This window comes from Haladaptatus halobius (assembly GCF_020618475.1).
GTDB lineage: Archaea > Halobacteriota > Halobacteria > Halobacteriales > Haladaptataceae > Haladaptatus > Haladaptatus halobius.
Window position 1 is genome coordinate 2,797,446 of the sequence record NZ_CP085335.1, and the last position, 20,703, is coordinate 2,818,148.

The 20,703-nt window shown below is 61.2% G+C and carries 20 protein-coding genes, 1 tRNA gene and 2 pseudogenes; 9 read left to right on the plus strand and 14 right to left on the minus strand.

Features of this window, described 5'->3' with window-relative positions; all coding sequences use genetic code 11:
* Nucleotides 1-8 precede the first annotated feature (8 nt).
* Nucleotides 9-1,949: a threonine--tRNA ligase gene (gene thrS / locus LIW51_RS16265; protein ID WP_227375138.1), complete on the minus strand. Its 1,941-nt coding sequence runs from the start codon at nt 1,947-1,949 to the stop codon at nt 9-11.
* Between the two features lie 374 nt (nt 1,950-2,323).
* Between thrS and LIW51_RS16270 the strand changes: the two genes are divergently transcribed.
* Nucleotides 2,324-2,533, plus strand: coding sequence for a hypothetical protein (locus LIW51_RS16270; RefSeq protein ID WP_227375139.1), 210 nt, complete (start codon nt 2,324-2,326; stop codon nt 2,531-2,533).
* Nucleotides 2,517-2,654, plus strand: a complete 138-nt coding sequence (locus tag LIW51_RS16275; protein ID WP_227375140.1) for a hypothetical protein — start codon at nt 2,517-2,519, stop codon at nt 2,652-2,654. Before LIW51_RS16270 ends, LIW51_RS16275 begins: the two co-directional genes overlap by 17 nt.
* Nucleotides 2,655-2,771: 117 nt before the next feature.
* Here LIW51_RS16275 and pyrE read toward each other — a convergent pair whose 3' ends face one another.
* The 3 genes and pseudogenes from pyrE to LIW51_RS16290 all read right to left on the minus strand — a co-directional run bounded on the left by pyrE (nt 2,772) and on the right by LIW51_RS16290 (nt 5,324).
* Nucleotides 2,772-3,299, minus strand: coding sequence for an orotate phosphoribosyltransferase (pyrE, locus tag LIW51_RS16280; protein ID WP_227375141.1), 528 nt, complete (start codon nt 3,297-3,299; stop codon nt 2,772-2,774).
* Nucleotides 3,300-3,351: 52 nt separating this feature from the next.
* Nucleotides 3,352-3,912 (minus strand): CDP-2,3-bis-(O-geranylgeranyl)-sn-glycerol synthase, encoded by a 561-nt coding sequence (locus LIW51_RS16285; RefSeq protein WP_368411745.1) that lies wholly within the window; start codon nt 3,910-3,912, stop codon nt 3,352-3,354.
* Nucleotides 3,913-4,014: 102 nt separating this feature from the next.
* Nucleotides 4,015-5,324, minus strand: a pseudogene (locus LIW51_RS16290) (RNA-guided endonuclease InsQ/TnpB family protein).
* Between the two features lie 189 nt (nt 5,325-5,513).
* Here LIW51_RS16290 and LIW51_RS16295 point away from each other — a divergent pair.
* The 4 genes from LIW51_RS16295 to LIW51_RS16310 are packed head-to-tail and all read left to right on the plus strand — an operon-like array spanning nt 5,514 to nt 7,974.
* On the plus strand, nt 5,514-6,344 hold the full coding sequence (locus LIW51_RS16295) for a proline dehydrogenase family protein (RefSeq protein ID WP_227375142.1): 831 nt from the start codon (nt 5,514-5,516) through the stop codon (nt 6,342-6,344).
* Nucleotides 6,345-6,394: 50 nt separating this feature from the next.
* Nucleotides 6,395-7,039 carry a DUF502 domain-containing protein gene (locus tag LIW51_RS16300; protein ID WP_227375143.1) on the plus strand — a complete coding sequence of 215 codons (645 nt, stop codon included), beginning with the start codon at nt 6,395-6,397 and terminating at the stop codon, nt 7,037-7,039.
* Nucleotides 7,040-7,093: 54 nt separating this feature from the next.
* Nucleotides 7,094-7,489 carry a DUF6276 family protein gene (locus LIW51_RS16305; protein ID WP_227375144.1) on the plus strand — a complete coding sequence of 132 codons (396 nt, stop codon included), beginning with the start codon at nt 7,094-7,096 and terminating at the stop codon, nt 7,487-7,489.
* 59 nt (nt 7,490-7,548) lie between these two features.
* Nucleotides 7,549-7,974 (plus strand): HIT family protein, encoded by a 426-nt coding sequence (locus LIW51_RS16310; RefSeq protein ID WP_227375145.1) that lies wholly within the window; start codon nt 7,549-7,551, stop codon nt 7,972-7,974.
* Nucleotides 7,975-8,146: 172 nt separating this feature from the next.
* On the opposite strand, the gene LIW51_RS16315 is transcribed toward LIW51_RS16310, so the two are convergent.
* From LIW51_RS16315 to LIW51_RS16330, 4 genes and pseudogenes are all read right to left on the minus strand, one after another.
* The gene (locus tag LIW51_RS16315) at nt 8,147-8,599 is read right to left on the minus strand and encodes a DUF7504 family protein (RefSeq protein WP_227375146.1); all 453 of its coding nucleotides are present in this window, start codon (nt 8,597-8,599) and stop codon (nt 8,147-8,149) included.
* A gap of 212 nt (nt 8,600-8,811) precedes the next feature.
* Nucleotides 8,812-9,088, minus strand: a pseudogene (locus LIW51_RS16320) (DUF7854 family protein).
* A gap of 1 nt (nt 9,089) precedes the next feature.
* The gene (locus LIW51_RS16325; RefSeq protein WP_227375147.1) at nt 9,090-11,186 is read right to left on the minus strand and encodes a minichromosome maintenance protein MCM; all 2,097 of its coding nucleotides are present in this window, start codon (nt 11,184-11,186) and stop codon (nt 9,090-9,092) included.
* A 48-nt stretch (nt 11,187-11,234) separates the two neighbouring features.
* Nucleotides 11,235-11,633 carry a helix-turn-helix transcriptional regulator gene (locus LIW51_RS16330; RefSeq protein ID WP_227375148.1) on the minus strand — a complete coding sequence of 133 codons (399 nt, stop codon included), beginning with the start codon at nt 11,631-11,633 and terminating at the stop codon, nt 11,235-11,237.
* A 160-nt stretch (nt 11,634-11,793) separates the two neighbouring features.
* On the opposite strand from LIW51_RS16330, the gene LIW51_RS16335 reads away from it, so the two are divergent.
* Nucleotides 11,794-12,036 carry a hypothetical protein gene (locus LIW51_RS16335; protein ID WP_227375149.1) on the plus strand — a complete coding sequence of 81 codons (243 nt, stop codon included), beginning with the start codon at nt 11,794-11,796 and terminating at the stop codon, nt 12,034-12,036.
* Nucleotides 12,037-12,256: 220 nt separating this feature from the next.
* On the opposite strand, the gene LIW51_RS16340 is transcribed toward LIW51_RS16335, so the two are convergent.
* From LIW51_RS16340 to LIW51_RS16350, 3 genes are all read right to left on the minus strand, one after another.
* Nucleotides 12,257-12,329, minus strand: a tRNA-Pro gene (locus tag LIW51_RS16340).
* A 421-nt stretch (nt 12,330-12,750) separates the two neighbouring features.
* The gene (locus LIW51_RS16345) at nt 12,751-13,539 is read right to left on the minus strand and encodes a helix-turn-helix transcriptional regulator (protein WP_227375150.1); all 789 of its coding nucleotides are present in this window, start codon (nt 13,537-13,539) and stop codon (nt 12,751-12,753) included.
* Nucleotides 13,540-13,658: 119 nt separating this feature from the next.
* Nucleotides 13,659-15,713 (minus strand): DEAD/DEAH box helicase, encoded by a 2,055-nt coding sequence (locus LIW51_RS16350; RefSeq protein WP_227375151.1) that lies wholly within the window; start codon nt 15,711-15,713, stop codon nt 13,659-13,661.
* A gap of 254 nt (nt 15,714-15,967) precedes the next feature.
* On the opposite strand from LIW51_RS16350, the gene LIW51_RS16355 reads away from it, so the two are divergent.
* The gene (locus LIW51_RS16355; RefSeq protein ID WP_227375152.1) at nt 15,968-16,144 is read left to right on the plus strand and encodes a hypothetical protein; all 177 of its coding nucleotides are present in this window, start codon (nt 15,968-15,970) and stop codon (nt 16,142-16,144) included.
* Here LIW51_RS16355 and LIW51_RS16360 read toward each other — a convergent pair.
* Both LIW51_RS16360 and LIW51_RS16365 read right to left on the minus strand, forming a co-directional pair.
* Nucleotides 16,141-16,509, minus strand: a complete 369-nt coding sequence (locus tag LIW51_RS16360) for a cupin domain-containing protein (RefSeq protein WP_227375153.1) — start codon at nt 16,507-16,509, stop codon at nt 16,141-16,143. The genes LIW51_RS16355 and LIW51_RS16360 overlap by 4 nt on opposite strands.
* 24 nt (nt 16,510-16,533) lie before the next feature.
* Nucleotides 16,534-17,745 carry an RNA-guided endonuclease InsQ/TnpB family protein gene (locus LIW51_RS16365; protein WP_227375154.1) on the minus strand — a complete coding sequence of 404 codons (1,212 nt, stop codon included), beginning with the start codon at nt 17,743-17,745 and terminating at the stop codon, nt 16,534-16,536.
* A 140-nt stretch (nt 17,746-17,885) separates the two neighbouring features.
* Between LIW51_RS16365 and LIW51_RS16370 the strand changes: the two genes are divergently transcribed.
* Nucleotides 17,886-19,052 (plus strand): M50 family metallopeptidase, encoded by a 1,167-nt coding sequence (locus tag LIW51_RS16370; protein ID WP_227375155.1) that lies wholly within the window; start codon nt 17,886-17,888, stop codon nt 19,050-19,052.
* A 34-nt stretch (nt 19,053-19,086) separates the two neighbouring features.
* Here LIW51_RS16370 and LIW51_RS16375 read toward each other — a convergent pair whose 3' ends face one another.
* Nucleotides 19,087-20,703, minus strand: a complete 1,617-nt coding sequence (locus LIW51_RS16375) for an ABC transporter substrate-binding protein (RefSeq protein WP_227375156.1) — start codon at nt 20,701-20,703, stop codon at nt 19,087-19,089.

The window sequence follows — 20,703 nt, forward strand, 5'->3', positions numbered from 1 at the left end:
GTACGATGTCAGTCGAGGAACTTCGACTCGCGGTGCTTCTCCTCGCGTTCGCGTTCGAGATGGCGTCGGAAGTCGGCGGGTTCGACGCCGTTTCGCTGGCGCTCCGCTCGGTCGCGGACGGAGATCGTGCCCGATTCCGCTTCGTCGCTTCCGACGATGACCATGTACGGAACGCGGTCGTCGTGGCCCGCGCGAATCTTCTTTCCGAGCGTCCAATCGCGGTCGTCCACTTCGACCCGAAATCCTGCGAGTTCGTCCGCTACGCCCTCGGCGTAGTCCGAATCGTCGTCCGTGATGGGCAGAACGCGAACCTGCTCGGGTGCGAGCCAGAACGGGAACCTCCCGGCGAAGTGTTCGATGCAGACGCCCATGAACCGCTCTATCGACCCGAGGAGCGCGCGGTGGATCATTACGGGGCGGTGTTCCTCGTTGTCCTCGCCGACGTAGCTGATGTCGAGTCGTTCCGGTTGCACGAAATCCAACTGCACCGTGCCTATCGTCCACTCGCGTCCGATGGCGTCGTTCGCGTTGATGGCTACCTTCGGCCCGTAGAACGCACCTTCTCCATCCGCTATCTCGTAGTCCAGTTCTTCGTCTTCCAGCGCCTCTCGGAGGGCGTCGTGAGCCTGCTCCCAGCGAGCGTCGTCGCCGATGGCGTCGTCCGGTTTCGTCTCCAGTGCGAGGATAACGTCGAGGTCGAACGCCGCGTACATCTCGCGGATGACGGCCAACGTGCGGGCGATTTCGTCTCGAATCTGGTCGGGACGGACGAACGCGTGGCCGTCGTCCTGCGTCAGGCAACGCACTCGTAGCATCCCGGAGAGTTCGCCGGACTGCTCGTTGCGGTAGACCGTCCCGAACTCTGAGAAGCGAACTGGCAGGTCGCGGTAGGAGCGTCGCCGGAGGTCGTAGATGGACGCGTGGTTCGCGCAGTTCATGGGTTTCAGTCCGTACTCGCGGCCGTCCTGCTTCCACGCGAACATCTCGCCCTCCTCTTTGAAATGCTCATAGTGACCCGACTTCTTCCAGAGGTCGGCATGGTTGAGTTCGGGCGTCTTCACCTCGTCGTAGCCCAACTCGGCGTTCTTCTCGCGCACGAACTCCTCTAATTCGCGGCGAATCGCCATCCCGTTCGGGTGGAAGTGGACGCAACCCGGCGAGTGGTTGGGAACCGAGAACAGCTCCATCTCCTCGCCGATTTTGCGGTGGTCGCGCTTCGCGGCCTCCTTCTTACGGTCGAGGAACTCCGCTAGCTCCGACTCCCTCTCGAACGCCGTGCCGTAGACTCGCGTGAGCATCGTCTTGTCCTCGTCTCCCCGCCAGTACGCGCCGGCGATTTCGAGGAGCGAGAGCGCGCCGATGTCGCCCGTGGACCCGACGTGCGGCCCCGCACAGAGGTCTTCGAACTCGCCTTGGCGGTAGAACGTGACCGGTTCGTCCTCGCTCTCGATCTCGTCCAGCAGTTCTCGTTTGTACGGCTGGTCGGCGAGCCGTTCGCGCGCTTCGTCGGGCGAGACCTCCTCGCGCACGATGTCGTCGTCCGCGGCCACGATGTCGCCCATCTCGGCCTCGATGTCGGCGAGGTCGTGCTGGTTGAGTTCGACATCGTCGAAGTCGTAGTAGAAGCCGTCGTCCGTCGGCGGTCCGATGGCGAGTTTCGCGTTCGGGAACCGGCGCAGGACGGCCTGCGCGAGGACGTGCGCGGCGGAGTGACGCAGGACGCGGACGTACTCCGCTGAGTCGGGCGTGACGATCCGCAAATCGGCGTTGGAGGCAATTCGATGCTCCGGGGCGACGAGGTCGCCGTCGACGACTCCGGCGACGCAGTCGTCGCCCAGTCCAGAGCCGATGTCGTACGCGACGGCCTCGACCGAAATCGGGCGGTCGAAGGCGCGTTTCGATCCGTCGGGAAGCGATACGACTACTCGTGGAGATGACCGTTGGTTCATGGTTGTGACTCGTGATTCGCATTTCGGTTACGGTATCGCCGCGCTCCATTCACGAGTGCGCGAATCGGATTCGAACGAATCCTCTCGTCCGGAGACGCTTCGCTCCTCGTGTCGAGAGCGGGCGGAGAAGCGACGATGGTGGTGACTAGATTAGCGGGCGAGAACCCGGCGTGTAAAGTAGCCACCTATCATCGTGTTGCTCAGGAGAGAATAATCGCAGTATCGTATAAATATCTTCCGCAGGTTTGGTATTGGATTTCGTGCGGAACCGGTTCCGCGGTACCACCCTCGAAGCCCCCGAGAGTACAGCCAGAAGTCGTCATGAGGGACGAGCGACGAAAAAGCAGATAATTGCTCACCGAATTCGAGAGCATATGACTCCACCGTCCACGACGCTCGACTTCGCGCTCGCCACCGTCGCGTTGGTCGGGTCGTTCTGGTGGTTCGTCCGGACGCGAAACGACTCTAGAATCGGAATCGTACCGAAGTACAACCGCGGGACTGGCTCTCCTCGGAGCGTGTGGACTACTCTGGTGGACGCTCGTTCGATTTCGATTCATCGGCGCGGTGGTTCACCGGAGTAGCGGATTCGCCGATTCCGGCCCCTACTGGCGAATCCTTCCGGCTATCGGTGCAGAGGCGGTGAGTGTAGTTCTCTTGGTGGCGGTACTCGTCGCCGATATCGGTCGGTTCCGGGACGATTAATACAATTATGATGACATTTTCCAACGACGGTGACGGAAGGGATTACGAGAAATCGACAAAGCGTGGTGTCTCTTACTGAGGCTCGAACCAACCGAAAACGACTGCAACGACTTCCCGCTATCCCTCTCGCACATCGAGCAAATCGGACGCGGAGAGCAGCGCCTCCATCTCGACGCCCGCCTCGACTAGATTCTCGCGCCCGCCTTCCTCCCTGTCCACGACGACCAGAATTCGGCTCACCTCCGCTCCGGCCTCCCGCAGGGCCTCGACCGCGTCCACCGCGCTCCGACCCGTGGTGACGATATCCTCCACCACGACGACTTCCTCGCCCTCGTCCAGTCGGCCTTCGACGAGGTTTGCGGTGCCGTACTCCTTCTTCTGCTTCCGGGCGATGACGTATGGCAGCCCCGTCTCGACGCTCGTAACCGCCACGAGGGGTACCGCGCCGAGCGCCACGCCCGCGAGTTTCGCCTCTCCGAGTCGCTCCGCGAACGCTTCGGCGATGAGCTCAAGGCAGTGCGGGTCGGTCTCGAAGAGGTACTTGTCCACGTAGTAGTCGCTCGTCCCGCCGTGGGACAGTTCGAACTCGCCGTACTGCACGGCGTCGGCCTTTCGCAGGGCGTCGATGAGTTCTTGGCTCGCCATGCGAGAAACCGGGTGGGGAGCGGGTTTAAAGGTAGTTCTTCGAGATGCCGGCTCACCACGGTTCGTTCTTCAACCCTAGCACGTACGCGATGACATTCGTTATCAGGTGGAGCAGCGGCGTCACCAGAACGACCACGGTGAGCACGGGGAGCGTGAAGGTGTCGAGTGTCCACTCCGGTGCTGAGAGCGAGGTGAAAAGGAGCGCCATCACGACGAAGTCGAGTTGGTCGACGCCCGGAAACGACGCTCCGCGTGCTCGGCCCGTTCGACGCTTGAGAAAGGAGGCCGCCATGTCCCCGAGCATGGCTCCGGCGGGCATAGCGAGGACGACCGCGATTGGAAACGCAGGGAGCGACACGTTCAGCGCGTCGGTAACCCCCTGACGAACCGCGTTCAGTCCCCACGCCAGCACCGCTCCGGCGGCGATTCCGGCGATAGTCCCCCGCCACGTCTTCCCGTTGCCGAGGAGTCGCCGCCCGTTCCACGTTCGCCCGCCGTCGATAGGCGCACCGCCCCCCGTCAGCACCGCGATGTTGTTCGGCACGTAGGCGGGCAACATCGCCCAGACCGCGACGACCATGACCTCGAAAACGTCCACGTCGAACAACTCCATAATCGAGAAGAAACCCTCGGGGTCTTAAGAACCGACGGTCTGGCGCCGTCATATTTGACATCCTCCTCGCATGAACACAGAGGAATTCCGAGCGTTGGAATATTACGGTTTGGAATCTACCACCGCTGTCTGCGGTTGGAATCCGCAGGAGTGGTCATGAAAGTAGACTTCAGGCTGTGCCAACCAGCCGGTACTCCTATCCCCGGCCAAACTGACCGAAGACTCGGAGTTACTTTTGTCGAGTCGAATGTTCTCCGCACTATTCACGTCAGCGTTGAACGCTGCATCACAATCCTCGCAGACGTACAAGCCACGTTCAACACGCTGACTTTCATCTTCTCTACCGCAAACACAACACGTCTTACTCGTGTTCCGCTCAGATACTTCTCTGACCTCGATGCCCTCGACCTTCGCTTTGTATTCAAGGATGTTGTCAAATCGGTCGAACGCCCACCCGTGCAGGTCGAGGTTTCCATGTTTCCCCAGTTCTTTGCGTCATCGTTTCCGTCCTCACGGATACCACTCAACTCACCGATGTTTATGTAATCCACGCCGCGCTCACCACATCGTTCAACGATGTGCTTGGCAAGACCGTGGAAAAAGTGAGTGCGACGTTCTGACCACCTGTGGTGCAAGCGAGTCGCTCGCTAGCCACCCGAATCATCGCATTTGGCAATCTCCTTTGGGAAGTAGTACCCGTCCTGTTTCAGTCGGTTGCCGGGGTACAAGTCAGCTTGCTCTGCGCTGTACGCGACAGCGGCGAAGTTACAGATACCGAGGTCGATACCTGCGGTTTCGTCACCGGGCGATTCGGGCGTCTCAATCTCGTGTTTGCAGACGAGATGGAGTTCCCACTGCTCTTTGGGTGAGTTGTAGGCGGCACGAACCTGCTGGATGTTCTCCACCTCCGCGTCGTCACGAACCTCGTATTCGACGAGGATGTAGTCCCAGTCACGCGGGTGGTCTTTGTGATTCGCACCCTTCGAGAGTCGGAAGCGGTTATGTTTAGTGTCGTGGCGGATACCTTTCTGCTTCCACGTCACAGCGGAACGAGGGTGTTCTTCATGAACACGGTTTCCGTCTCGGTCGTAGTAGTTTTTCTTGCGGTATCCGGGCGGATTCACTCGATTATCGAACTTGCGTTTTCCGTACCACGAGTTGAAGGCTTCAGCGAGTTCGTCCAGAACGCGCTGACTGGACTGGGAATGGAGTCCTTTGTACGTCTCGTGACCTTTTAACTTGCAGTTCAAGTCAGAAACATCGGGGATCTCGCCCGTTTCGTCCCACATTTGGCGGGAATGATAGTTTGCGACGTTCCAGAGTTTCGATGCACTCCCCCCATGCCAGTCAAGCATCTCAGCCACTTGACTGTGGTTGAGGATTTTCGCCCAGAAGGTTCGGTGGATGTGCATTCATGAAACGCCTCCATACTAAGTTATGAAACACTTATTGTAAACATTTGCATTAGAACATAGAATATTCATTCGTACTATCGACAGTGGATTGTAGAATGGATCGTCGGATTCATCCTGCGACTTTAGGCGCTGGAATTCCCTTTGATTTCATATAACCATAAGGCACGGGGGTGCAAACCCCGGAGTATGATTCCACCCGTCGCCAGTCGGTTCGTCGCGGGCGAGACGCCGGCGGAGGCGCTCGACCACGCGAAGGAACTGAACGAACGAAACGTCAACGCCATCCTCAATCTCCTCGGCGAACACTACGACGACCGTCGATCGGCGGACGAGGACGCGGAAACCTACGTTCGACTGCTCGAGGATATCGACCGCTCCGACCTCTCGGCCTGCGTCTCGGTCAAGCCCTCGCAGGTCGGTCTCGACGTCGGCACGCACGTCTTCCGCGAGAATATGGAGCGCCTCGCCGACGCCGCGGACGACACCTTCGTCTGGATCGACATGGAAGACCACACGACGACCGACGCGACGCTTGACGTGTACGAGGAACTCGCCCGCGAACACGGCGGCGGCGTCGGCGTCTGCGTGCAGGCGAACTTGAAACGAACGGAGGACGACCTCGAACGACTCGCCGACGTTCCCGGCAAGGTTCGACTGGTGAAGGGCGCGTACGACGAACCCTCTGACGTCGCGTACAAGCAGAAAGAGCGCGTCAACGCCGTCTACCGCGAGTACCTCGCGTACATGTTCCAGGAGTTCGAGGGCGGCGTCGCGGTCGGAAGCCACGACCCGGCGATGATAGAGTACACCAAAGACCTCCACGAGGAGTACGGCACCGACTTCGAGATTCAGATGCTGATGGGCGTGCGCGAGGACGCCCAGTACGACCTCGCCCGCGAGTACGAGGTCTGGCAGTACGTCCCTTACGGAGACAAGTGGCTGTCGTATTTCTACCGCCGCGTGATGGAGCGAAAGGAGAATCTACTGTTCGCGGCCCGCGCCGTTCTCGGTCGATAGTACGAACGTTGCAACTGGTTTATATTCCCGCACACAAATGCTACACCTAAATGTCCTCGTGGAAACGTGACGCCGGTAGCGGACTCATCGTCTTAGCCCCCCTCTTGGTAACCTCGTACATCGTGGCGTGGCTGTTCCTCAAGATAGCTAACCTGCCGTTTTTAGGTGGTTTTTCGGAAACGAACTTCTTCGGCGTGATTCCCGGCGACCTCGTTCGCGTCGGCATCGTCCTCGTCGTGTTCTCGATGCTCGTGCTCAGCGTCGGCTATCTCATGCGGACGACGGTCGGCGGCATCGTCGAGAACACCATCGACGGGATAATGAACCAACTGCCCGGCCTCCGAATCGTCTACAACGCGTCCAAGATGGCCGCCGAAACCGCGCTTTCGGACACCAACCAACTCCAGAAACCGGTCAAGATAGAGACGTGGGACGGCATGCGGATGACGGCGTTCAAAACCGGCAAATCGACTGACGACGGCCGCGAGCTCCTCTTTTTGCCCACCGCGCCGAACATCACGACCGGGTTCGTCGTGGAGGTCGAACCCGAGCAGTTCACCGAAACCGACGAATCCGTCGAGGACGCCCTGACACGCATCCTGAGCGCCGGATTCGGCGAGAACAGCGACGCCGGGATTCCGATCGACGTGACCGACGAAGGCGAAGACCACGCCGAGACGCCCCCGCCGACCTGATCCGGGCCGACGTCGGTGATAGGCTTTTGAAGATTGCACTCCTCTATTCGTTTCATGAACTGTCCAGAATGCGGAGACGACCGACTTCCGTTCGCAGTTCCGCCCGACCTACGCGAACACGTTCCGTCGGAACCGGCCTCGGTATTCATCTGCCCGCGGTGTCTCTCGCTTGACCCTGTCGAGAATCCGGAGACCGAACTCACCGACTTCTCCCGAATCAGCGACGTGCTTCCTGACGACGGGGAGGCCGCCGCCGCCATGGCGCTCGCCGCCGCGCTCCTCTCGTCGCTCGCACTTCACCGTCGGCGAATCGACCCCCTGCTTGACCGGGTAGAGCGTGCGGGAATCGATCCGCTGCTCGTCCTCGACAGGCTCGCGGACGACCCGGAACTCGAACCCAACTTCGACATCGAATCGCGGCGTCGACAACTGCTCCAACTGCGGGGGTAGCGACGTCGAACCGCCTCGGAGCCTCAACTTTCTTGGCGCCGACCCACAACTAGCGACGTATGCCGGACGACTGCATCTTCTGTCAGATCGTGGCGGGCGACATCCCCAGTAGAACCGTCTACGAGGACGATACCGTGTTCGTGTTCCTCGACGTGAACCCACTTGCGCCGGGTCACACCCTCGTCATCCCGAAAGACCACCACGAGACGCTCGGCGACCTGCCCGCCGACACCGCCGCCGACGTGTTTGCAGCGCTCCACCGCCTCGCGCCGACCGTCGAGGACGCGGTGGACGCCGACGCGAGTAACGTCGCGTTCAACAACGGCGAGGCGGCGGGACAGGAAGTCCCGCACGTCCACGGGCACATCATTCCGCGGTTCGAGGGCGACGGCGGCAGACCCATCCACGCCATCGCGGGCTCCCGCCCCGACCTCTCGGACGAGGAGTTGGACGACATCGCCGCCGACATCCGGAACGCGCGGTAGATTGCCCTTTGAGTTTTCGGACACTTACTATCCGTTTCCAGACATCGAGAACGAGACTCTGCTAACTTGGAGTCCGTAGAACGGCGTGAGTAGTCGTATAATGGTCTTGAATCAGTTACTCTGCTTTCGATTCCTCAAGACGAATCTAGCGCTAGGCTGACGACCGAATCTATTAGACAGTCTGCACGTCCGAGTATTGGAGCAGAGCGGTCAGCGAGTGGAAACAGACGACGATTTTGTTGCCGTCGCCGTGCCACTGCTGGAGCACCTCGCTGGTCTTGATTCCTAGTCCCGTCAGATCGCCGGGATTCGAGAGCGTGTCGATGACGGCGTCTGCCGCCACGTCGCCACTCGTCTCTTGTATCGGGGTCGTCGCGGTAACCGAGCGAACCGTCTCCCCGACGCTGAGGAACCGGAGGTTCGCCGGTCGCTCACCGGCGTGCGAGAGCCAGTTTTGAAGGCAACTGTCCGGCGAGCGTGTGTACGTGATCCAGAGAACGTTCTCCTGCTCCGGTACGGTCCGTGTGAGCAGGTCAATACAGACCTCGTCGGTTTCTGTGCTCATTGAGGGAGCGAGGACGAGGACGTTGGATTCGTCGTCCAGTTTCGCCGAAACGCCGCTCATGACGGATCGTCCTCGGCGATACCGCGCTCGCTGCGTGGCCTCTCCTGTGCCATCTGCTGTGTATCATCGTGCCACCCCCATTATTACGGAATTGGAAAATTCTGAAAAATTGTCCACGCTGTCTCGTTTCACACCCCTAACCACACAGTTTTCGTCTATACTATTCGATGACCATATTTATCCATTTTTCACATCCTGATTATTATCAAATATTATACGGTATCCATCTCGAATTCCGGTTCCTCGGCATCGAACAGGTCGTGGACTCGTTCGCGCGCTAAGTTCCTCGAACCGGCGACGACGATACCATAGGCTCGTTCGTCGCCACGTGCTCGGTACGCCGACAAAATCGCGCTCGCTAACGAACTCCGTTGCCTACGTTCGAAGTACGGCCACCATCCGTCGTTCCGTCTCCTTCAGGCCGCTCTCGCCGGATTCGAAATCCGAGAGGGCATCTTCGATGTTCCGAAGCGCGGAGATTCTGTCTATGTTAGGTCGTTCGCAGATGGTCGGTGGACGGTTCGTACACCTCGCCTTTCTGTTTCAGCTTCTCGATCTCGTGCTCGGCTTTCGAGGGATCCATGCCGATCTCGTCCGCCCGGTCGAGGACGGTTTCGACGGGCGCACCCTCGTCGTACTCCTCTTCGATGTCTGCGATGAGTTGCTTGATGTTCTTGATGCGGTCGCGCTGGGACTTCGACGTTCCCGTCTCGACCACGTCGGCGTCGAACTGCCCCGTCTCGGGGTCGACGCCGATGTCCTGCAAACACGACCGAACGATATCGATGACGCGGTCTGCATCCTCCTGTTCGACCGTGTCGGAGAGCCGGACGCGGGCGCTCGCTTCCGAGAGCCGAACGAGCGCCTCCAGCTTTCGGGCCGTGACCGGAACCGGTGCATCCTCGTCGGCACCCTTCGCACGTAGATCGACGTAGAAGTCCCGGATCGCTTCGCGGGCTTCCGGCTTCATCGTCGGGTAGACGTTCGATTTCGCGTAGGCGATGTACTTTCGCAGGAGTTCGGCGTCGATGGCCGGAGCCACCTCTTCCGTCTGGCTCTGGACGTCCTCCTCGCTGATGTTCGGCGCGTTGATCTCCGTGCGCTGGGTGTTCAACTCCCCCGCGAAGTTTGTCTGGAGGATGTGTTCCGCGAGACGTGCGTCGTGGTCGGGGTCGGGCTGATCGGTCACCGTGAAGATGAGGTCGAATCGGGAGATGAGCGCGGGTTCGAGGTCGATCTGCTCGCCGATGGATTCGTACTGGTCGAACCGCCCGTACTTCGGGTTCGCCGCGCCGAGGAGCGAACAGCGCGATTTCAGCGTCGCGTTGATTCCGGCCTTGCTCACGCTGATCTTCTGCTGTTCTAGCCCTTCGTGCATCGCGGATCGGTCGTCAGGGCTCATCTTGTCCAACTCGTCCACCGCCGCGATACCCTTGTCCGCGAGCACCAGCGCGCCCGCTTCGAGCGTCCATTGCTGGCCGTCGCCGAAGTCGTCGCGGACTGCGGCGGCGGTGAGACCTGCTGAGGACGAACCTTTCCCGGAGGTGTAGACGGAACGAGGCGCTATGTGTTGGATGTACGATAACATCTGTGATTTACCCGTACCGGGGTCACCGATGAGGAGCATGTGCAGGTCGCCGCGAATCCGCGACCCATCCGGGAGATGTTTCGTCACGCCGGAGAACAGCTGGAGTATCATCGCCAGTTTCTCCTCGTCGTAGCCGTAGATGGCCGGCGCGATGGAACCCACCATCTGTTCGTAGATGTCGTCCTCGTTCGAGAGCTCGATGATCTCCTCTTTGTCCTCGTCCGTGATGTCCATGTCCTCGAACTCTTCGTCCTCAATTTCGACCGTCGTGCCGTCCATGTACACGTCGAAGACCGCGGACTTCTCCTGTCCGCTCCCCTGCTGCTCGAGGTGAAGCACACCCGTCACCGTTACGTGGTCACCGGGCGACACCTTTCCGGTGATGTCGTCTTCGATGTGAATGTCGATGCTCTGGGGCGTCTCGCCGCCGCGCAGGCCTTCGGGACTCTCCTGCACGCGGAGTTTCTGGGAGTCTATGAACTCGGACTGGTCGAAGTTGATGCGGAACGGTCCCTGTCGCTCGCACCCCTGACACTCGTGGGGTTCCTGAAAGTCCCCGCCTGCTTGCGGAATGTAAGTCAACGTTCCGCAGCGTTGGCACTCGAAGGCGGCCTCCTGAATCTTCGGTCGAACCCCCGTCGCTTTGCGGACGATGCCCTGCACGCTCACCAAGGTGTTGACGTGCCGGGCGCGAATCGCGCGAATCTCCGTCGTCTCCGGAAGACCCCGCACCCGGATGTGAGCCTGTCCGAGACTCACGTCCACTGGAAGGTCGTACAACCGGAGCGCTTCCTCGGCGTACTCCTGTAACTGCTGCGGTTGCGCGAGGTAATCGTCGGCGATGTCCGCGTCGTACCGATAGAGGTCGTCCCAGTCGATGTACAGCGAGCGTTTCTCGTTCGGGTACTGCTGTGCGAGCTCCCCGACCTCGTCGCCGTAGTACCGCCGGTAGAACTGCTCGAATCGATCTACCAGTTCCGTATTCTCCGCACGTGCCATTCAGTATCCATTGGTGCTCGATTACGTAAGAAGTTTCGCAAAGTCGTGTCAGATATCTGCCGTCGATGCGGCGTCGGACGGTCTGGCGAGGTCAGGCACGGCGTCCGGTAGGTACACTTCGTTCTCCGTGCTGAGTCTGACGCGACGTATCTGCCCGTTCTCTTCCATCTCACGAAGGAGCCGACTGACGCTCGACCGATTCAACCCCGTTTCGGCGATGATTTCCTGTTGGTGCAGGTCGCCGCCGCGTTCTTCGAGCAGGTTCACGACGTACTCGTCCGGCGAGATGCCCGTCTCCAGTACGAAATCGGCCAGCGACCGACCGCCGGCTGGCTCGCTCGCGTCGCGTTCCCCGAACGTTGCCAGCCTCGACTTCGTGCGAGCGATTCCGGCACTCACCCGCGAAATCGCGCGGCGGAACCGCGCGAGGAGTTTACCGTCAGCCACCTCTCGGCGTCCAACGAGTCTCATATTCAAGCGGATTATATGTAAGACTAGTATTAAATCGAATGGATAAGATGTCCGCCCCGCTATAGGACGGTCGGCGGATAAACGACTTGCGTGCACAACCCCGCCACCTTCGGTTTCGGAGGTCACATCGTAGAGTATGCTCGGACCACTGACGGTCGGCAAGAAGGCGGCGAAGTTCGGCTATCGTCGTTTCGGCAAACCCGGTGCCGTGGTGTTCGGCGCTGGCTCCGTCGGCGGATACTACCTCGTCAAACGGAAGTTCAAATCGAAGATGAAACAGGAGACCCTCGAAAACAACCTCGAAGAGAGGGGGTCTGAACAGACCGACGGGCGCGATGAGGGCGTAGGGTCTGGCGATTCGAGTCAGCAAGTGGAGTAACGAGCGTTCACCGTTTTCGCGTCGAAGTCGTTCAAGGACGAGTAATCGCACGTTCGATTGCTACCGGTGGCGCCGCTGTGCGGTTACGCTTCCAGTGATTCTCCTGCGAGCGGAGCGGGCGGGCCAAGCGACGACCACCGGGAGGAGCGCAATGCTTTTCATCGACGTTTTGCCAGTGAATGAGTGCCTCTGGCCCACCTGAACGCAGCAAAAGGTTGTATGGGATCGCCCGGATTTGAACCGGGGTTATCGGCACCCAAGGCCGAAAGGATACCAAGCTACCCCACGATCCCGTACAACGCAATAGTGCGTTTACCTTGTAAAGCGTTTCGTTTAATTTGAAGCCGGCGCCGACATCGCGTCGGTTTCGTTCCGTGTCGGACTCGGTTCGACGAAATTTGCGATTTCCAGCGGCACGTTCGCATGGTCACCGGCGACGTTAGCGAAGCGTTCTCCCATTTATCGCACGGCGCTCGGCGGTTCGACGCTGTGTTTCACGGGATGAACGAACGTTCACACCGTGTACGGTCGCTCATGGGGTAATTATAAGACAATCAATGAACGAATATATCCTGTCGATGGAACATCCCAGCTACTTTCGGTGGCTGATATCGGAGTTCTGGCGTCATCACCAGCCCCGCACCATTCCTTCGACACCGCTCATCTACGAGTGAATGGTTACTTCGGCCCTCCGATGGTTTCTAAACGAGGCATTCATGCTCTGTCTGAATCACGCTCGACCGGCTCCGCCTCCGCACGGAACTGGTTATACCGATCCGCCACCCAGTCGAACAGTTCCTCGTCGGTGCTGTCGAGACACGCTTGTAGTTGTCCGTTGTCGGTGTGGCTACCGACGAAGACCCGATCGTCGAACAGGGCGAGGCCGAACGTGAGGTCGTCCGGATACACGTAGAGGGAAAAGTGATCGACTTCGAATGCTTCAGCGATATCGTTCGGGTATGCCGCTTGAGCCACGCTTAAGACGGTTTCGTCGATGATGAGTTCTATCTCGGTTCCTGATTCGACGAACGACCGGCCCGCTTCGTTGAACTCGGGGCTTACTATCGGTGAGATGCCGTAAAATCGCTTGCTCGATAGCTCGGCGATCTCGGTCGTGTAGTACCTTAGCGGTGCGTGCGGGTTCTCCGGCGTCGCAGTCACGACTGTTCCGGAGTCGAACCCGGCGAGCGGAATATCGAGACCGAGATCGCCGAGGTGCTGAAAGAACATCTTGTGAGCGTTCACGGTGGAAATCGTTTCGAGGAGTGAATCGAACTGGTCGAGGATTCGTTTGCCCACTACGGTGAGTTCGTAGCTGCCATCAACCGACCGCACCCACCCGTACTGCTGTACCGTCTCTAGGTTCCGGTGGACGGTCGCTCGCGAACACGTACAGCGAGCCGTGAGCGTACTCGGGTCTAGCGATTGGTCGCGTAGTTTTCTGAGGAGGCAGAGACGGGTTGGTGAGCTAGCGAGAAAGTCAACCTGTTCTCTGGAATCCATCGTCGGTCACTCGGATGCATCACTAATTAACGCTGTTGATAAAACTCTCTTCCGCGACCGTCCACCGCTTGCCGACCCTACGGACTCCTACTAGCGCCGACTTCGGACGTGATGGTGACCTACTCGTCCTCGCCGTGGAGTTCGAGGTCAGCCACGATGCGGAACGGGTGTTTTTCCTTCCGGATTCCGTCCACCATCTTGAACGCCTCGTCCGGCGCGAGGAAGTGGGTGGTGATGACGCGCCCGAGGCGGGTCGGCGAGAAGCCGTCGATGAACTCGTATTCGAGCAGTTTGCCGAGGGCGTGTTTCGTCGGCACGTCGCCGATCATCCGGTCGTTCAGGCGCTTGGCGGCCTTCCCGCTGACCGTGATGTTCGCGAGCGTCTCCTCGACGGCGGCGCTTTCGTCGTAGAGCGTGCGAACGTCCTCCATCTCGCCTTTCAGGAGTTTGAACGCCACCTCGTCTTCCGACATCTCCATGCTGTTGTGGTAGCTCCCGTCGGGTTCCACGAGGACGTACACCTTCCCGCGGTCGTGGTAGTCGGGCCGCCCGGCGCGTCCGAGCATCTGGTGGAACTCCTGTACCGAGAGCCACTCGATGCCCATCGCCAGCGAATCGAAGACAACCTGCGAGGCCGGGAAATCGACGCCTGCGGCGAGGGCGGCGGTCGTGACGACCGCCGCGAGTTCCTGTTCGGCGAACATGCGTTCGACCTGCTTGCGCCGCCCGTAGTCCAGTCCGGCGTGGTAGGGCGCGGAGTTGTACTCCAACTTTCTGGATATCTCGTGACAGCGCCGCCGCGAGTTGGTGAAGACGATTGTCTGGCCGCGATACCCCTTCGAGGATTCGCGGTCGAACTCGCGCTTGACGAGTTTGTTCTCGATGTTCGGCTTCTCGCGCCCGCTGGCGAAGGTGACGTGGCGTTCCAGCGCGACCGGGCGTTCCTCGAACTCTACGAGGTTCGCTTCGAGCGCCCTCGCCAGATCGCGGGGGTTGCCGACCGTCGCCGAGAGATACACCCACTGCGCGCCGCCGTACCCCTCGCGTCGCTTCGCGCGCTCCTCGCAGTAGTATTTGAGCCGCGAGATGAGGCCGTCGAGTCGGTGGCCGCGCTCCTGTTCCTGTAGGGTGTGCACCTCGTCGATGACGACGGTGCCGATGTCGCCTAAGTCGCGGCCGGTTCGAAGCGCGTGGTCGATCCCCTCGTAGGTGCCGACGATAACGTCCGCGTTCGGGTCGAACCGATTGCCGTCGTCGCGCACCCTGCTTGCGCCCACCCGGATAGTGACGTTCACCAGGTCGCCGTACTCCTCTTTGAAATCCTCGTGTTTCTGGTTCGCCAGCGCGACGAGGGGGACGAGAAAAAGCAGTTTCCCCTGCCCGTTCAGCACGCGGTCGATGCCCGTCATCTCGCCGACGAGGGTCTTCCCGGTCGCCGTCGCGCTCACGATGAGTTGGTCGTCGCCGTCGAGCAGTCCGTTCTGCACCGCGAGGCTCTGAACGGGAAGCAGTTCGTCGAACCGCGGTTCCAGCAAGTTCTGGATGCCGGGGTGCAGGTCGAGCGAATCGACCGGCACCGTCTCCACGTCCTCGACGTTCGCGCTGATCTCGTCGAACTTCGTCAGGTCGGGGTCGAGGCGTCCTTTGAGCAGGTTCGTGATTCGCTCCAAGTCCTGGACTTCCAGCAGGAGGTCTTCGAGTCGGTCTTGCGCAGCCCCGGTCAGGTCGCCCCGGAACGAGAGTTCGCGCTCCAACTCCTGGGTCGCGCAGTCGGGGCAGATGTACTCCTCTCCCGCGTCGATGGCCGTCTCGCCGTTGATGGGCGAGTAGCGTCCGCTGTTGGCGCAGTACCGGCAGGTGCGAACCGCCTTCGCGTCGAGTTGGTAGCCCGCGAGCATCTCCTTCAGTTCCTCCCGCCCTTCGGGCGAGGTCTGCTGCGAGATGCGGATGCGGTTCGCTCCTCGCGCCAGTTCGACGAACTCGTCGGGGCTGCGCGGTTTCTCGCTCGACCCTTCTTTCTGGAGAAACCGTCCGGGTCGAGGCCCGGCGCTCGTCTCCTTGAGTTCGAGGATGGCGCGGAACTGTCGCTGACCGTTCCGTCGCGCGACGATCAGATAGCCGCGATCCGTCTCGTGGCAGAAGAGCGTCTCCACCTGCTGGGCCTGCTTCGACACGGTGCGTGCTACACGGCGGAGCTATTTCAGGGATTCGAACCGGACGAGATTCGAGCGTTCGTTCCATCCCGCCGCAGAGCCGCGGTAGGCACCGCCAACGCGCCTCGAAATCCGTCGTTGAATCGCGGTAATCTCTCGATAACAGCCGCGGAAAATCGGTATTCTACCACTACCGTCCCGCAACCGGCTCATAACAAAGCCGGCTCGCTCGGAAGGCGCAGACAGCGCGCGGTAGCGTCCGACAGGTGGCTCTCATGGAAGGCACGCACGAAGAAGAACTCCCACAGCGGTTCGACGACCGAATCATCCTCGAAATCGAAGACGGAGCAGACCGCGACCGACCGCTCGTTCGGATGCGCGATTCGAGCGACGACGGAGCGTGGGTCGCGTCGTCCATCGACGCCGTCGTCTCGCTCTCCGAGTACCGCTAAACGAGCCGAATCTCGTCGTCCCCGTTCGGTACAGCGCAGAGAAACGCACCCGGAACGTCGCTCTCATTTCGATACCAGTGAACGACCCCGGCGGGAACGAGGAGCGAGTCGCCCGCCTCGACTTCGTACTCCTCGCCGTCGATTCCGACCACGTACTCGCCCTCTAGCACGTACTGTTCGTGCTCAACTTCGTTCGTGTGCTCCGGAACTTCTGCCCCGGGTTCGAGTGTGAACCGACGGATGGCGAAGTTCGGCGCATCCTGTTCGTCGCCGATGAGGACGCCTTTTTCCATCCCCTCGGCGGCTCCGACCGCTTCGTATTCGATGTCGTCCGCCCTGCGTACGACTGGGTCTGGGTCAGTCATACCCGGCGCTTCGAGGAGGGGGGGCTAAGTTTTTTGCACTTCTTCGAGCTCCGCGTTCGGCACGAACTCCCCGTCCGGGGTCACCCGTCCCGATTTGAGCGCACAGTATCTCGCGCCGACGCCCCGCGAGGAGAGCGGCCCGCGCCGAATACACCGAAACCCGACGTTCTTCGCCGCGTTGTAGTCGTCGTTGGCCTCGTTGCCGCATTTCAGACACTCGAAGTGGTTGTTCTCCACATCCCGGTTCTGCGGATGCGTGAACCCGCAGGCGGTACAGCGTTGACTCGTATACTCGGGGTTCACTTGGACGACGGTGATTCCCCGTTCCGCGGCCCGGTACGCCACGAACTCGAAGAGGCGCTCGAACGCCCACGCGTGGAACCTCCCGCCCGCCGGAAGCGTCTCGCTGATGGCTTCGAGTTCGCCGAACGCGACGACGGAACAGCCGTGCAGTTCCGCCTCCCCGACGATGCCGCCCGCGACCTCGTGGAGCGCGTCGCGGGCGAAGTTATCGGCGCGGTCGCCCGCCCGCCGGAGCGTTCTACGCGCGTTCCGCGTCCCCGTCTCGCGCAGGTCAGCGCGCAACTCCTCGAACTCGCGGCGGCGGTGCGCCAGTTCGCCGCCCGCGAAGAATTGCGCCGTGCTCGTCACAGCCAGATTCTCGACGCCGAGCGCGACGCCGAGGACGGTGGCGTCGTCGTCGGGCGGTTCGATTTCGGGCTGAGGCTTGCGAAATCCGAGGTGCAGGTCGAACTCGCCGTCGCGGTACCGGAGGACGCTCTTCGCCGGTTCCCACTCGTCGTCGAGATACCGCGACTGATAGCCGCCGGCCGGAAAATCGAGGTCGCAGTGAACGCGCTCCCCGGTCGTTGTCAGGCTGACGCTTCGGTCGTCGAACAGCGTCATCGTCCGCGTGTCGTAGACGACGCTCGGGCTGGTGAACTCCGGTTTCGCGGCGTCGTCGCCGTCGCGGTCGAGGGAGCGTTTTATCGCTTCGGCGGCGCGATGGGTGGCGAGGACGGCGTGCTGGCTCCCGAGATCGGTGCGCTCGCGTAGTTCGTCGTAGGCGAGTTGCTGCACCTCGTTGCGCGTGTGGCAGACGCCCCACGCGGCGTTTACCGCGAGCTGACACCCCCGCTTCCACTCGCGCACCATCGCCAGCAGGCGCTCGCGGTCGTCCTCCGCGACCGCGAGCCCAGTTACCGCCGTCCGCTTGAGATAGTCGGAACCACTCACGCTATTTTCTCCCCGGAGCGCCCCCTTGAATACTTCGGGTCGCTGCGAGGCGGAGTGATTCCGACCGAGGACGGTCGGTGCACCCTTGGGACGCCGCGATCGCGAGGAAGTTTAAGGCTCTTCCGCTGCTAGATACTCCTATGCGAAGCTTCAGAATCGGGAGCGCGTTCGGCATCCCGATCAAACTCGACCTCACGTTCCTCCTCATCCTTCCGGTGTTCGCGTGGCTCATCGGAACGCAGGTCGGCCAGTGGGTCGAAATAATGAATCAGCTTTGGAACCTCGGTCTGACCGCCGAACCGCTCTCGACGGGGTCGATGCCGTTGCTCCTCGGCGCCATCGCCGCGGTCGGTCTCTTCGTCGGCGTCGTGCTCCACGAACTCGGCCACTCGGTCGTCGCCATGCGGTTCGGGTTTCCGATCGATTCCATCACCCTGTGGATCTTCGGCGGCGTCGCTCGACTCACCGACCAACCGGAGAACTGGCTCGAAGAACTGCTCATCGCCATCGCCGGCCCCGTCGTCAGCATCATCCTCGGCGTCGGCTCCTACCTCGCGCTGTTCGCCATCCCCGTCGAGCAGGAGGCTATCAGATTCGTCGTCGGCTACCTCGCGCTGATGAACCTCGTGCTCGCCGCGTTCAACCTCTTGCCTGGCTTCCCGATGGACGGGGGGCGCGTCCTGCGCGCGCTCCTCGCGCGCACTCGTCCGTTCGCGCAGGCGACCCAGATCGCCGCCGAGGTCGGCAAACTGTTCGCCATCCTGCTCGGACTGTTCGGCCTGCTCGGCGGCAACATCATCCTCATCGGTATCGCCTTCTTCATCTACATCGGCGCGTCCAGCGAGGCCCAACAGACGGTCCTCTCGGCGGCGTTCCGGAACGTCCGCGTCCGCGACGTTATGACGCCCGCGGAAGACCTCCAAACCGTCTCGCCGGACACCTCCATCGCCGACCTGTTGGACAAGATGTTCCGCCAGCGCCACACCGGTTACCCAGTGGTGCACGACGGCGAACTCGTCGGGATGATAACGCTGGACGACGCGCGGAGCGTCCGAGAGGTCGAACGCGACGCCTACACCGTCGAAGAGGTGATGTCGACCGACGTGAAGACGATCTCCGCCGACAGCGACGCCATCGACGCGCTCGAATCCATCCAACAACACAGTATCGGTCGCCTGCCCGTCATCGACGCGAACGGAGACGTGGCCGGCATCATCTCCCGCACCGACCTGATGACCGCGTTCGACATCATCAAGAGTAGTGGGCGCTCGGAAGAGGAACTCGCGCCGCGCGAACATCCGTCGTAACCGCCGCTCGTCACGACGTGACCTTCGCTCGTCGCTACTCGCGGAGCGACACCAACCCGTTCGGGCTCACGAGCCGCGGATTGAGCTGTGAGACGGGATGCGGGCGGAAACCGGACACCCGATTCTTCACGCCGAAGCTATTGTGCAGGGTGTACGCCGGGATGTGAACGCGCTGTTCGAGGACTGTTTCGATGCTCTTTTCGTACAGTCGCCTGCGCTTATCGCGGTTCGTCGTCTGTCGCGCGTTCTCGATGTCCTCCATCAAACGCTCGTCGCGGTAGTAGGTGCCGTTCGTCAGCCCCTCGTTGTTGCTATGGAACAGCGGGTAGAGGAACGTGTCCGGGTCGGGATAGCCGGCCCACGACCCGACGAACATCGCGTAGTTCCCTTGGTCGCCGTTGGTGACGAGTTCGCGGAACTTCGGCCACGGGTACTTCTGCGTCCGGGCCTTGCGAAAGCCCATCTTCTTCAGGCCGTGGACGATGGTCTCGGCTATCTTCTCGCGCATCTTGTCGCCCGAACTCTTGGTGCCCGGCACTGCGATCTTCGGGCTCCATGACTTCAGCCCCGCCTCCTCCTTTATCAGCTTCTTCGCCTCGTGGTGGCTCTTCTTCTTGGGAATCTTCCTCCACTCCTCGATGGGCATGTTCCACGCTTCGGCGACCCGTCGCGGAAGTGGACTGTACTGTCGTCGCCCCGCCGGTTCAACCACGTGTTTCACCAACTCGTCCATCGAGACGAGCGCATCGATTCCCTCCCGAACCTTCGGCTTCGCGGTCGGCGTGCCGCTGCTGCAGTTGAAGCCGACGAAGTGGTAGTGGTAGCTCTCGCTGGAGACGACCTTCGAGTCCAGAAAGCCCTTCGTTGGCCCCCACAGCTTCGGATCGATTCGCTCGACGATGTCGTTCTGCCCCGTCTTCAGGCTCATCGTCCGCGCCAGTCCGGCGTGGTTCGGAACGAACTTCGCTCGCGGAATCGCCTCGCTCCGCGAGCGCCAGTGGTCGTTCCACGACGATAACGCGGCGTACTTCCCGGGTTTGAATCGGTCGAGTCGGTACGGCCCCGACCCGATCGTCGTCTTCGTCCCGAACGCGTTCGGGTTCCTCTCGCGCACCGACTTCGGCACGACCGGTCGCGTCAGTACGTGTTCGAACCCCGGATAGGGGTGTTTTAGCACGAACTCCACCTTCTTCTTCGAGGGCGTCTTCACCGACTCTATCGTGTCCACGTGCCACTTCGTCGGCGGCGGCGTCTCCTCCTGATTCGGTTTCTCGAAGCTGTATCTCACGTCCTCGGCGGTGACCGGATTCCCGTTCTGGAAGCGCGCTTCGTCCCGAAGTTCGACGGCGTATCGCTTCCTGCCGTCGCTCTGTTTCGGTTTCCCCATCGCCAGCACCGGGACCAGGTTCATCCTGCGGTCGTAGGTGAACAGCCCCTCGAAGATGAGCGACTGCACCTGCCCCGACCACGGGTCGTCCACCGCGATGGGGTCGAGCGAGACGGGCGTGAGCACCTGCGCGTAGCGTAGTCGTTCGCCGTCGCCGGAACCGCCGGCGATGCCCGCACAACCCGCGAGTGCCGCCGACCCGGCGACCGCGCCAATTCCTTTCAGTGCGGTGCGACGGTCGAGTTCGCGTGCGTTCTCGTTCAT